This window comes from Bacillus sp. BC05(2025), from assembly GCF_056725905.1.
Genome location: NZ_JBWYRA010000001.1, coordinates 386,658 through 399,142, shown reverse-complemented (window position 1 = coordinate 399,142; position 12,485 = coordinate 386,658). Strand labels below are relative to the sequence as shown.

The window sequence follows — 12,485 nt, the reverse complement described above, 5'->3', positions numbered from 1 at the left end:
TTAGGGATGCTAAATCACATATGATTTAGCATCTATTTTATATAGTTCACTCAAATAATGGTGGACCATCTTTTTTAAAAGGTAAATGGAAAATTTATGTTAAAATAATGATAGAGTTTGTGAAAAAATGTTCTTAAACTAACGGTCAGGTTACTTTAAGAAGGATTTTTCAAAGGAAATGGTGAATATCATATTTTAAAGGAGTGATTGCAGTGGAGTAAGTAATTTTTTTAATCTTGGTGAAATACTTTGAAGGAAGGGATTTATAACTATGAATACAAAACTAATAATAGTAGAGGGTTTACCTGGATTTGGAAAATCGACCACTGCAAAGCTAATAAATGAAATTCTAAGCGAAAATAAAATTGAAGTCGAACTATTTTTAGAGGGGAATTTGAATCACCCAGCCGACTATGATGGCGTATCTTGTTTTAATAAATTTGAATTCGATAGATTATTATCTAACAGTGGAGATTTTAAAGAAGTGCTTCTTAAAAGAATTCTAAAAAAAGGAAGCAATTATTTATTACCATACAGAAAGATAAAAAATGAGTTTGGTGACCAGTTTTCAGACGAATTATTTAATGGTATTTTAAAAAACGATATATACGAATTACCATTCGATAAAAATGTTGAATTAATTGCTGACAAATGGAAAGACTTTGCTGAAATTGCTCGAGAAGACAATAAGGTTTATATCTTTGAATGTTGTTTCATACAAAATCCATTAACGATTGGGATGATTAAATACGGTGAACAAAAAGAAAAAATAATAAATTATGTAATGAAAGTTGCAAAAATCATAGAGAATTTAAATCCAATGTTATTCTATGTAGAACAAGATGATCTTGAATTTTCATTTAGGAAGGCATTAAAAGAAAGAAATCCAGAATGGTCAACAGGAATTGTCGACTATTACACTAACCAAGGCTATGGGAAAAAACATAACCATACAGGTGTAGAAGGAGCGATAAAGGTTCTTGAAGCTAGAAGGAATTTAGAGTTAGAAATATTCGATATGTTAAAAATGAAAAAAGAAAAAATCAATAATACAAAATATGAAATTGACTCATATAGATCAATGTTAAAAGATAAGTTAACAATACAAATGGTGAAATAGCTTTTTTCACTAACCGGTGCTTTAGTTGAAGAAGGAAATAAAAACGCTCAGAATATTTTCTGAGCGTTTTAGTTTGTTATTTATAATACGAAACGGGGTGCGAAATGCATACAAATTATTGTGTTATTTCTAATGGTTATTACCATTTTTCTCTCCTTAAACTGAACCCGTTCTTTTAAAAGGTGATTTTCTTTATTTTATAAATTCATCCATCACATCTTTATATTTTGCAAATTCTTCATCTTTCATATCACCATTCATTTGTAAAAGAAAATTGCCTTTTGCATGTGTATGAGAGAATAACATAGGAGCAGAGTTGCCTAATTCATCGTAATATTTCTTAACTTTTTCTAGGTCTTCTTTCTTTGTAATTTCGAATAAACGACCGCCTTTATCTTCACCAAGAGCAGGTACGACAATGCGTTTTCCTTCTTTTCGAAGGTTGCCAAATTCTTTTTGCGGAAGATCGGTTGGATTTTCTGCTTGGAGACCAGCATTTTTAAATTCAGTGATAATTGAATCGACAGTTATTTTTGTTTCTTTTTTCTCTTGTTTTGATTCAGTTGGTGTTTTCGTATTGTTATTACTACATGCAGTTAAGGAAGTAAGAGATAAACATAATGCTCCAATGATAAATATTTTCCTCAAAATAAATCCTCCTTAAAGTGTTTATGTAACTTTAATATAATTAAAAACAAAGATTTTATTCGAGTTTGGAAAGAAAGGAATAGCAATCAACCGTTGCTATTCATCCATCTTCTACTATATAATAGCTATAGTCTACAATAATTGAGTCGTAATATGCGATTTTTTAAGACAATCGGTGAGAAAACGCTGAAATAAGCGGTATTAGTAGGAGGACACAAATGATTACAGTAAGTAACGTTAGTTTGCGTTTCGCGGATCGCAAATTATTTGAAGATGTTAACATAAAATTTACGCCAGGTAACTGCTACGGTTTAATCGGAGCGAACGGTGCTGGTAAATCGACATTTCTAAAGATTTTATCTGGAGAAATTGAACCATCAACAGGTGACATACATATTACGCCAGGTGAGCGTCTAGCAGTATTAAAACAGAACCACTTCGAATATGAAGAGTTCCCAGTATTAGAAACAGTTATTATGGGCCACACGCAACTTTATAAAGTAATGCAAGAGAAAAATGCCATTTATATGAAAGAAGACTTTAGTGATGAAGATGGTATGCGTGCTGCTGAACTTGAAGGGGAGTTCGCTGAGCTTAACGGTTGGGAAGCTGAGTCAGAAGCTGCAATCTTACTAAAAGGTTTAGGTATTGGTGAAGATCTTCATGATAAGAAATTGTCTGAATTAACTGGGGCAGAGAAAGTAAAAGTATTACTTGCTCAAGCTTTATTCGGTAAGCCTGACATTCTATTACTAGATGAGCCTACCAACCACTTGGACTTAAAAGCGATCCAATGGTTAGAAAACTTCTTAATGAACTTTGAAAATACAGTAATCGTTGTATCCCATGACCGTCACTTCTTAAATAAAGTTTGTACGCACATGGCTGATCTTGATTTCGGTAAAATTCAACTTTATGTTGGTAACTATGACTTCTGGTATGAGTCAAGCCAATTAGCTTTAAAATTAACACAAGATGCAAATAAGAAAAAAGAAGAGAAAGTAAAAGAGTTACAAAACTTCATTGCACGTTTTAGCTCAAACGCATCTAAAGCGAAGCAAGCGACTTCTCGTAAAAAATTATTAGATAAAATTACATTAGATGATATTAAGCCATCATCTCGTCGTTACCCATTCGTTGGCTTCACACCAGAACGTGAAGTAGGAAATGACTTATTAACTGTTGAAGGTCTTTCTAAAACAATTGATGGCGAAAAAGTGTTAGATAATGTGTACTTCACTTTAAATAAAGGTGATAAAGTTGCATTTATCGGTCGTAACGATATTGCAATGACAACATTATTTAAAATCCTTATGGGCGAAATGGAGCCAGATAGTGGTTCATTCAAATGGGGCGTTACAACATCTCAATCGTATTTCCCAAGAGATAACTCTAAATACTTTGAGAACAGTGACTACAACCTAGTTGATTGGTTACGTCAATTCTCTCCACAAGATGAGTCAGAAAGCTTCTTACGTGGTTTCTTAGGCCGTATGTTATTCTCAGGTGAAGAAGTTAAGAAGAACGTTTCTGTATTATCAGGAGGCGAAAAAGTTCGTTGTATGTTATCTAAAATGATGTTAAGTGGTGCAAACGTAATTACACTTGACGATCCAACGAACCACTTAGACCTTGAGTCTATCACTGCATTAAACAACGGTTTAATTGCATTTAAAGGTACAATTTTATTCACATCTCATGACCATCAGTTCGTACAAACAATTGCAAACCGCATTATCGAAGTAACGCCAAACGGTGTAATCGATAAAGAGGCTACTTACGATGAGTTCTTAGAAAATGAAGAACTTCAAAAACAAGTAGATGCAATGTACAAAGGTCAATAATAAATGATGAAAAACCTCGCTCTCGTTATGAGAGCGAGGTTTTTTTATAATCATTGATTTTATGAAATGTGAATAATTATTCAAAAATAACTTTGGAGAAGAAAATAAATTTAGAAGATGCATGTAGAGGAATGGCTGTGGTTTGAATGAAGTTGAAATACATGAAGAGGTTTAATATACATCCAAAAAACTAAATGCAAACTATAGTGAATTTCATTATATTACATTAATGTTCCAGAACTGGAGATATAATTATTTGCGAAGTAGTGAATAAAGGTTTATAGTATGTGATGTCATAATTAGTGGATGAATCTTGGGAGAAAACAGGAAATGTTACAAAATTATTTTGTTAAATAGAAACCAAGGTCAAAATGTCTTGAAAGAAATGGTTGAATAAATAGTAGCTTCAAATTATAATTACTAATATTCTTCATATAGTTAAATAAAAATAATCTATTTGAAGAAGAAAAATTGAATAGAGAGACAGACTTATATCAAAATAAGCCTTGGATAATCAAAAGAGGTGGAGAGATGAAACAGTTCTTATTAAAGAGCAAAAGTATGTTAAGTAATCATTTTGGATTCTTTCTGTTTGCCGTTATTTTATTCTGGCTCAAAACATATGCAGCGTATGTAACGGAATTTAATTTAGGTATTTCAAACACAATCCAAAAATTCTTGCTATTTTTTAACCCACTTAGCTCGGCAGTTCTATTTCTAGGACTGGCATTATTTGCAAAAGGGAAACGATCTTATATTTGGTTAATTATCATTAATTTGTTATTGTCGATTCTTTTATACGCAAACGTAGTATACTATCGTTTTTTCAGTGACTTTATTACGTTCCCGACATTAACACAAACGAATAACTTTGGAGATTTAGGTGGTAGTATTCTTGCGTTGCTACATCTTTATGATCCGCTATATTTCTTAGATACAATCATTTTAATTGTTTTAGTTGCAACGAAGTTTACAAATCCAAAACCAATTCGTGTTGCGAAACATAAAGTATCACTAGTATTTGTAGCAGGTATTTTATTATTCAGTGTTAACTTAGGTCTTGCAGAATCTGACCGTCCTGAATTATTAACAAGAACATTCGATCGTAATTATATTGTGAAATATTTAGGAGCATATAACTATACAATTTATGATGGGATTCAAAGTGCGAAAGCATCAACGGAAAGAGCATTAGCTGATGGAGATAACATGACTGAAGTGAGAAACTATTTAACATCAACTTATGCAAGTCCAAATCCTGAGTATTTCGGTAAAGGAAAGGGAATGAACGTAATTTATATTCATTTAGAGTCATTCCAAAACTTCTTAATCGATTATAAATTAAATGGTCAAGAAGTTACGCCGTTCTTAAACTCATTCACAAAAGATGCGAATACGCTTTACTTTGATAACTTCTTCCATCAAACAGGACAAGGGAAAACATCTGATGCGGAGTTTATGTTAGAGAATTCAATGTTTGGTTTACCACAAGGATCTGTCTTTACAACGAAATCTCATAATACGTATCAATCAGCACCAGCTATTTTAGGGCAGCAAGGATACACATCAGCTGTGTTCCACGGTAACTATAAAACATTCTGGAATCGTGACGACATTTATAAATCATTTGGTTTTAATAAATTCTTTGATGCGTCATACTATGATATGAACGAAAAAGATGTAGTAAACTATGGATTAAAAGATAAGCCGTTCTTTAATGAATCCATTCCGTTATTACAAACATTGAAACAACCGTTCTATACGAAGTTCATTACGTTATCTAACCACTTCCCTTATCCAATTGATAAAGCGGAAGCGACAATTGAACCAGCAAACACAGGTGACTCATCTGTAGATACGTATTTCCAAACGGCACGTTATTTAGATGAATCTGTAAAAGGTTTCATCGATTACTTGAAACAATCTGGTTTATACGATAATTCAATTATTGTTATGTACGGAGACCATTACGGTATTTCAGATAATCATAACGCAGCAATGTCAAAAGTAATGGGTAAAGAAATGAACTCATTTGAAAATGCGCAATTACAGCGTGTACCTTTAATCGTTCGTGTACCAGGTGTGAAAGGTGGCGTGCAACATCAATACGGCGGTGAAATTGATGTTCTTCCAACATTATTACACTTACTAGGTACAGATACGAAAAATTATATTCAATTTGGCTCAGATTTACTATCACCAGATCATAAACAAGTCGTTGCGTTCCGTAACGGTAACTACGTAAGCCCAACAGTTACTGCACTAAACGGCAAATACTATGATACAAAGACTGGAAAACCAGTTGAATTTACAGATGAAATAAAACAAAATGAACAAATGGTTCAAAGTTCATTAAAATATTCCGACCAAGTCGTAAATGGTGACTTATTACGATTCTACACACCAGAAGGCTTCACTCCAGTAGATCGTTCAAAGTATAACTATAACAATCGTGATAAAAATAAAACGAAGGTAAAGACGACTCCGGAAGGGGAAGCCAAATAAATAACAAAAGGCGCTATTCAAATGAATAGCGCCTTTTGTTTGTAAATATAACATCATTATTACATGGAACCATTTGTCGTTTTTTGTTTTGCCTTTCCGAAGAAAACTACACCGGCGATGATAATAATGATAAATGTCCATTTTATGAAAGGGTTACTTTCGAAAAATCCTGCGAACCATTTCTCATCTACAATCATTTTCGCAGCAGTATAAGCTAAAACAGCTGCTCCAATCGTAATGATGATAGGGAACCGGTCCACCCATTTTAAAATTAATGTACTGCCCCAAACTACTACTGGAATAGATACTAATAGTCCGATGATGACTAAAGAAAAATTGCCATGCGCAGCTCCTGCAACAGCGAGAACATTATCAATACCCATTAATGCATCAGCGATAATAATGGTTTTAATAGCAGACCAAAATCCTTCTTCTGCCTTAATATCATGATCTTTGCCTTCAGCTATTAATTTGTAAGCGATCCATATAAGGAGTACACCACCAATTAGAAGTAGCCCTGGTATTTTTAATAACCAAACGACAACTAAGGTAGCGAGAGCTCTAATTGCGATCGCTCCGATAGTTCCCCATATAATAACTTTCTTTTGTTGATCTTTCGGTAATCGCCTTGCTGCTAATCCAATTACAATGGCATTATCACCAGCTAACACTAAATCAATTACAATGATGGCAAGTAAGGCGGATAAATATTCGGCTGAAAGAAAATCCATATACACATCACTCCTTAAGAGTAATATGTGCTAAAGTGTTGATAATATAAAAAATAGGATTGAATTTGCATATTCAATCCATAATTTCTTACTGTATTTTGATATACATCTTTTAATTTTGTAAAAGGCGCTTTTGCAATCTTTTTTGCTTTTCGTTTCTTTTTCTTAATTTTCGATTCATCTTTTTAATACGGTTTTCTTTTCTATTATCCCAGTTATCACTACTGATTTCATTAATAGATTTATCTTCCTTAGCACGAAAACGTCTTAAGTTTTTACGAAGGAAGCAGGGGGAATTGAATTTCTGAGAAGTACTGCCCAAAACGATAAAAAAGACTCAATAACCTACTAGAGGAAATAGAGTCTTTTTTATTACATACGATTATCGTGCCAGAAGTTTAATGGGAAGTGTTCGTTCTCACTATAACTTTCTAATTCATATCCTTTTTCTTTCAGCCCTTTAATAATTCCAGGTACTGCTTTAACGGATTGTGGATGAATGTCGTGCATAAGAATAACTTCTGTCGGTTTGTTAGCACCGTTTAGAACATTTTCTACAATTTTAGCTGATGCAGCGTCAACAGGCATTTTGTTATATCTCCAGTCTAAAGAATCAATTGTCCAATCCCAAACTTTTAAGCCATTTTCGACAACTTTGTTGCGAAGAGCTTCGTTTAATCCTGGCATTGAGCCGTAAGATGGACGAGTTAATACTGGTGATTTACCTAGAACGCCAGCAATTAAGCCTTGGTCTTCCTTCATTTCATCTACGTAATGACCTTCTGTGTAAAGTTTCTTGTAGTTATGAGTCATACTGTGCATCCCAACGTAGTGGCCTTCAGCATCTTCACGTTTTACAAGATCCGGGAATGCTTTTACGTTTGAACCAATTAGGAAGAATGTTGCTTTTGCATTTTCTTTCTTTAACATATCTAAAAGCTCAGCTGTGTATTTTCCAGGACCATCATCAAATGTTAAGTAAGCTACTTTTCTAACTTGCCCATTATATTGTTTTGGAGCTTCTTTCGGTGCAAGAGATGATTGAATTTCACTTACAAGTTGAACAGATTTTGCTTCATCCTCTGTACTTGCGAGAGCAGTATGTGCTGATCCTAAAGCCGCTTCGTATGTAAATAATACCCCCGCGCAAACCAGCATAGCCCTTTTCACTAAAGTTGTCATTCGAATTCCATTGTGCATAATTTTCCTTCTCTCTATAAAAGTTCTACACTACTATATTAGCAATTATAGGGAGGTAATTGCAAAAAAACTTTTTTACAAGCGTAAAAAAGTTTTTCCAAAAGTATGCAAGATTTCATTGTTTTGTAGGTTTACTAAAATGGAAGAAGAATTGAATGAAAATGCATGTAATATGTTCGTATATATAGTAAACCAAATGGGCATGTTAGTGGGGATTATTTATAGAATATGCTAGTGAAGATAGTATCTGTTTCTTTAAAGTGCATCTATAAAAATTTCACATACCGTATTTTAAAAATAAATATAGGAAAACCAAAAAGTAATGTAGAATATATCGTACATACATATATGAAGTCAACAGAAAAGATAAAGAGGTGGGCATATGTTACTTGACGAAGTAATGCAGCAACTAGAGGAATATGGAACAGAACAAAATCGTAAAACGTATAAAAATCACGGAGCGAAAGAGCCACTATTCGGAGTTAGTTTTGCCAATTTAAAATTGTTAAAAAAGAAGATAAAAAAAGATCATGATCTAGCAATTTTATTATGGGAAACAAAAAATATGGATGCAATGACTTTAGCAACAATGATATTAGATCCGAAAAAAGTTACGACAGAACAGTTAAATAAATGGGTACAGGAAGTTAATTATTATTGTTTAATGGACGTTTTAATGACGGCTATTTGTACGTCGCCAATCGCGAGAGAAAGAATGGAAGAATGGACAAAGTCTGATGATGAATGGGTTGGAAGGGCAGGCTGGTCTTTATTAGCAAATATAGCGATTAAAAATAAAACGTTACAGGATGATTTCTTCTCTCCTTATCTAGAAGAGATTAAAGAAAATATACATAATGAAAAAAATAGAAAAAGAGAAGCAATGAATAGTGCTTTAATTGCGATAGGAATTCGAAATGAAGACTTAGAGCGAAAAGCGATTGAAATTGCACGTGAAATTGGAAAAGTACAGGTTGATCACGGGACAACGTCATGCAAAACACCAGACGCAGAATCGTATATAAAAAAAGCGAGAGAAAGAGCTGAAAAAAGAAAGTGAAATAAGAAAAGGGGAACAGTTATGAAATCAATGGAAGCAGCACAAAGCATAATTACATCACAATTTCCGAATTGTGATGTAGCTTTACTAGGAGGAAGCGTTGCACGAGGAGAGGCGACAAAAACATCTGACCTAGATATTGTAATAATAGATCGTAGTTTGTCCTTTTGTTATAGAGAATCTTTCTATAGTAATGGATGGCCTGTTGAGGTGTTTGTACATAATTATGAAACGATAAAAACCTTTTTTAAAATGGATTGTGATCGCGGAAGACCTTCGTTGCCACAATTAGTTGCAGAGGGAATTGTATTAAAAGGGGAAAATGAAATTGTTGAGAAATTAAAAAGAGAAGCGAATGATTTACTAAATACAGGACCAGCTAAATGGACTGAAGAAATGATGAAGCAGAAGCGGTATTTTATTACAGATACTTTGGATGATTTTATTGGTGCATCCAAAAGAGAAGAAGAGTTGTTTATCGCGAATTTATTAGCTGATTTATTGCATGAATATGTATTAAGAGTAAATGGAAAATGGCTTGGAAGTTCAAAATGGTTTATAAGGGTACTTAGAAGATATGATGAACAATATGCAGATCAATTTGTAGCAGCGTTCGATTATTTTTATACAACGGGAGAGAAAGGAAACTTAATTACTTTTGTAGAAAAAACGCTAGAACAGTATGGAGGAAGAATATTTGAAGGGTTTTCTATAGGAAAATAAGAAGGGGATAGCACAATGAATATACCATTTGTTCAATTAAGAGAACTGACAATAAATGATGTAGAAGATCGATATCAATGGTCATTAGACAGAAAAGTAACAAAACATTTAGTTGTACCAGATCAATATCCACCGTTCACTCGTGAAGATACGAAAAAATGGATTGAAGCATGTATAAATCGAAAAAATGGTTATGAACAAAGAGCTATCACTGAAGAGAACGGCATACATATTGGATGGGTAGATCTTAAAAACTTTGATAAAACAAATAAAAATGCAGAACTGGGAATCGCGATTGGTAATAGAGATTACTGGGGTAAAGGGTATGGAATAGCAGCCCTATATAGTATGTTACATGAAGCATTCTTTGAATTTGAATTAGAAAAAGTTTGGCTACGTGTAGATGAAGATAATTTTCAAGCTAGAAAGAGTTATGAAAAGGCTGGTTTTGTTTGTGAAGGATTAATGAGAAATGATCGATTACGTCAAGGGAAGTTCATTCATCGTTATCGTTATAGTATGTTAAGAGAAGAATACAAATTTATAAATAGTAGTTTATAAAAATATTATGTTAATTTAAAGGAGCTGGAATAGTATGATTCGATTACTTACGAAAGAGGATGCGAAACAATATTGGGAGCTACGTTTACAAGCATTACAAGTAAATCCAGAGGCATTTGTAACAACTTATGAAGAGGCGATTCGTCAAGAAAATCCTATTAAGCGAGTGGAAAATAATTTAACAGCTACTACTAGCTGTACATTCGGTGCTTTTAATGAAAAGAATCAATTAGTTGGAGTGGTTACTTTACTAACAGAAGAGAAAGAGGCGTATAAACATAAAGGTCATATCGTTGCGATGTATGTAGATGCAAGCAATCGAAGAAGTGGCCTTGCACGTGAGTTAATACGTAAGGCAATTGAAAGAGCAAGAGAAATGAACTTGGAACAATTGACATTAGGTGTTGTGTCCACAAACGAGCCAGCAAAAAAGTTGTATGAATCAATGGGTTTTCAAACGTATGGAATTGAAAAAAGAGCTTTAAAAATGAACGGTGTATATAGTGATGATGAATATATGGTGTTGTTCTTTTAAGAGAGGGAGTTTAGTATGAAAGATCTCCATTTAGAAAAAAATATGAACCCGCAAGTGGCAATTTTGTATGCGACGGTTACGGATACATATAAACGATTGCAAAAGTTAGTAGAAGGTATTGATGAGAAGGAATTGTCTTTCAAAGGATCAGAAAATAATGAAAATAACATCGGGCAACTACTTCAACATTTAGCAGTTGTTGATTTACATTGGGTGTATCGCTTAAAAGGAGAAGCAGTTCCACTCGTGCTTGAAAATAAATACGGACCTATGTTAAATGAAGTAGGAGAACTGCCAAGTTTAAAAAAACAGACGTTACAACAATTAATGCAAGATTATGAAGCGGTGCATCATATGTTTTATGAGGAATGCATGAAACTAACAGAATATGATTTAACACGAGAAATTTTTTACGAAAAGGGAGAAAATGCGACTATAAGATGGGGGATATGGCATATAGCTGACCATAATCGGTACCATCAAGCTCATATTAGTCGATTGAGAAAACTATATAGAGCTAGTTTATGTCTAAATTAAAGATTGAGAATTTTAATTATATTCATTTTATTGTATAGTATTTAAGAAGAAACTAAACAAGGGGTTTTATAATGAAAGCTATTGCAGTAGGAATATTGGCATCATTTTTCTTTGCCTTTACCTTCGTTTTAAACCGTGCGATGGATTTAGAAGGTGGGAGCTGGATTTGGAGTGCATCATTGCGGTACTACTTTATGGTGCCAATGCTTTTGCTTATTGTCATGTATAGAGGTAACTTAAAGCAACTCTTTCAACATATGAAAAATCACCCGAAAGAATGGTTAGTGTGGAGTATCGTTGGATTTGGTCTCTTCTATGCACCACTTAGTTTTGCCGGAGCTTTTGGACCTGGTTGGCTCGTTGCATCAACATGGCAAATTACAATCATCGCAGGAATTTTGTTAACACCATTTTTTGCAGTAGATCCATTACATAAAAAACTTCCAATGAAGGAATTAGTTATGTCGGGCATTATTTTAAGTGGTGTTATACTCATGCAAGTAGAACATGCTTCTTCATTAGGAATTCGTGAAACCGTTTTATGTGTAGTTCCTGTACTTATTGCAGCTTTTGCGTATCCTCTTGGAAATCGGAAAATGATGCAAGTTTGTAAAGGGGAATTAGATGTATTCCAACGAGTTCTCGGTATGACGTTAGCAAGTTTACCATTTTGGTTTTTACTATCTGGTTATGAAGTATCAACAGGCGGGCTACCGTCAAGTAGCCAAGTTTTCCAATGTTTTATTGTAGCAGTTAGTTCTGGTTTAATCGCGACAGTATTATTCTTCTTTGCGACAGATCTTGTAAAAGATGATCCACAAAAACTAGCAACAGTGGAAGCGACTCAGTCTGGTGAAGTTTTATTTGCGCTAGCAGGAGAGCTTATCTTGCTATCCGCGCCAATTCCGTCATCTTTATCTTGGATTGGTATGAGCCTTGTTATTGGCGGAATGATACTACACAGTTATGTAGCGGTCGTTATGAAAAAAGAAGAAAAAATAACGGCGTAATGAGATTAGCT

General features: G+C 33.7%; 12 protein-coding genes and 1 pseudogene. 9 read left to right on the top strand and 4 right to left on the bottom strand.

Annotated elements, in window-relative coordinates; all coding sequences use genetic code 11:
- Nucleotides 1-271 precede the first annotated feature (271 nt).
- Nucleotides 272-1,120 (top strand): hypothetical protein, encoded by an 849-nt coding sequence (locus tag ACZ76X_RS02210; RefSeq protein ID WP_479849363.1) that lies wholly within the window; start codon nt 272-274, stop codon nt 1,118-1,120.
- Nucleotides 1,121-1,312: 192 nt separating this feature from the next.
- Here ACZ76X_RS02210 and ACZ76X_RS02205 read toward each other — a convergent pair whose 3' ends face one another.
- Nucleotides 1,313-1,759, bottom strand: a complete 447-nt coding sequence (locus ACZ76X_RS02205; protein ID WP_479849854.1) for a stress protein — start codon at nt 1,757-1,759, stop codon at nt 1,313-1,315.
- Between the two features lie 227 nt (nt 1,760-1,986).
- On the opposite strand from ACZ76X_RS02205, the gene ACZ76X_RS02200 reads away from it, so the two are divergent.
- Both ACZ76X_RS02200 and ltaS read left to right on the top strand, forming a co-directional pair.
- A complete protein-coding gene (locus ACZ76X_RS02200) occupies nt 1,987-3,612 on the top strand; it encodes an ABC-F family ATP-binding cassette domain-containing protein (RefSeq protein ID WP_078418035.1) in 1,626 nt (541 codons plus the stop codon).
- A gap of 531 nt (nt 3,613-4,143) precedes the next feature.
- Entirely contained in the window at nt 4,144-6,117 is a 1,974-nt protein-coding gene (gene ltaS / locus ACZ76X_RS02195) for a lipoteichoic acid synthase (protein ID WP_479849362.1), read from the top strand.
- A 59-nt stretch (nt 6,118-6,176) separates the two neighbouring features.
- Here the strand turns inward: ltaS and ACZ76X_RS02190 are convergent, their stop codons facing one another.
- The 3 genes and pseudogenes from ACZ76X_RS02190 to ACZ76X_RS02180 all read right to left on the bottom strand — a co-directional run bounded on the left by ACZ76X_RS02190 (nt 6,177) and on the right by ACZ76X_RS02180 (nt 8,048).
- Nucleotides 6,177-6,848: a TerC family protein gene (locus ACZ76X_RS02190; RefSeq protein WP_479849361.1), complete on the bottom strand. Its 672-nt coding sequence runs from the start codon at nt 6,846-6,848 to the stop codon at nt 6,177-6,179.
- A gap of 112 nt (nt 6,849-6,960) precedes the next feature.
- Nucleotides 6,961-7,125: pseudogene (locus ACZ76X_RS02185) on the bottom strand (DUF3841 domain-containing protein); the annotation flags it as partial.
- A 95-nt stretch (nt 7,126-7,220) separates the two neighbouring features.
- Nucleotides 7,221-8,048, bottom strand: coding sequence for a peptidoglycan-N-acetylglucosamine deacetylase (locus ACZ76X_RS02180; protein ID WP_349303262.1), 828 nt, complete (start codon nt 8,046-8,048; stop codon nt 7,221-7,223).
- A 382-nt stretch (nt 8,049-8,430) separates the two neighbouring features.
- On the opposite strand from ACZ76X_RS02180, the gene ACZ76X_RS02175 reads away from it, so the two are divergent.
- The 6 genes from ACZ76X_RS02175 to ACZ76X_RS02150 all read left to right on the top strand — a co-directional run bounded on the left by ACZ76X_RS02175 (nt 8,431) and on the right by ACZ76X_RS02150 (nt 12,474).
- Nucleotides 8,431-9,108 (top strand): DNA alkylation repair protein, encoded by a 678-nt coding sequence (locus ACZ76X_RS02175; RefSeq protein WP_479849360.1) that lies wholly within the window; start codon nt 8,431-8,433, stop codon nt 9,106-9,108.
- Nucleotides 9,109-9,129: 21 nt separating this feature from the next.
- Nucleotides 9,130-9,831 (top strand): nucleotidyltransferase domain-containing protein, encoded by a 702-nt coding sequence (locus ACZ76X_RS02170; RefSeq protein ID WP_479849359.1) that lies wholly within the window; start codon nt 9,130-9,132, stop codon nt 9,829-9,831.
- Nucleotides 9,832-9,846: 15 nt separating this feature from the next.
- On the top strand, nt 9,847-10,392 hold the full coding sequence (locus ACZ76X_RS02165) for a GNAT family N-acetyltransferase (RefSeq protein ID WP_479849358.1): 546 nt from the start codon (nt 9,847-9,849) through the stop codon (nt 10,390-10,392).
- A gap of 34 nt (nt 10,393-10,426) precedes the next feature.
- Complete coding sequence (locus ACZ76X_RS02160; RefSeq protein ID WP_479849357.1) at nt 10,427-10,927, top strand: N-acetyltransferase family protein; 501 nt, start codon at nt 10,427-10,429, stop codon at nt 10,925-10,927.
- 15 nt (nt 10,928-10,942) lie between these two features.
- Complete coding sequence (locus tag ACZ76X_RS02155; protein WP_479849356.1) at nt 10,943-11,464, top strand: DinB family protein; 522 nt, start codon at nt 10,943-10,945, stop codon at nt 11,462-11,464.
- Between the two features lie 71 nt (nt 11,465-11,535).
- Nucleotides 11,536-12,474, top strand: coding sequence for a DMT family transporter (locus ACZ76X_RS02150; RefSeq protein WP_479849355.1), 939 nt, complete (start codon nt 11,536-11,538; stop codon nt 12,472-12,474).
- The last annotated feature ends 11 nt before the right edge of the window (nt 12,475-12,485 follow it).

Coding starts and splice junctions, on each gene's coding strand:
- ACZ76X_RS02210 (WP_479849363.1), top strand. CDS start 272: ATGAATACAAAACTAATAATAGTAGAGGGTTTACCTGGATTTGGAAAA.
- ACZ76X_RS02200 (WP_078418035.1), top strand. CDS start 1,987: ATGATTACAGTAAGTAACGTTAGTTTGCGTTTCGCGGATCGCAAATTA.
- ltaS (WP_479849362.1), top strand. CDS start 4,144: ATGAAACAGTTCTTATTAAAGAGCAAAAGTATGTTAAGTAATCATTTT.
- ACZ76X_RS02190 (WP_479849361.1), bottom strand. CDS start 6,848: ATGGATTTTCTTTCAGCCGAATATTTATCCGCCTTACTTGCCATCATT.
- ACZ76X_RS02180 (WP_349303262.1), bottom strand. CDS start 8,048: ATGCACAATGGAATTCGAATGACAACTTTAGTGAAAAGGGCTATGCTG.
- ACZ76X_RS02175 (WP_479849360.1), top strand. CDS start 8,431: ATGTTACTTGACGAAGTAATGCAGCAACTAGAGGAATATGGAACAGAA.
- ACZ76X_RS02170 (WP_479849359.1), top strand. CDS start 9,130: ATGAAATCAATGGAAGCAGCACAAAGCATAATTACATCACAATTTCCG.
- ACZ76X_RS02165 (WP_479849358.1), top strand. CDS start 9,847: ATGAATATACCATTTGTTCAATTAAGAGAACTGACAATAAATGATGTA.
- ACZ76X_RS02160 (WP_479849357.1), top strand. CDS start 10,427: ATGATTCGATTACTTACGAAAGAGGATGCGAAACAATATTGGGAGCTA.
- ACZ76X_RS02155 (WP_479849356.1), top strand. CDS start 10,943: ATGAAAGATCTCCATTTAGAAAAAAATATGAACCCGCAAGTGGCAATT.
- ACZ76X_RS02150 (WP_479849355.1), top strand. CDS start 11,536: ATGAAAGCTATTGCAGTAGGAATATTGGCATCATTTTTCTTTGCCTTT.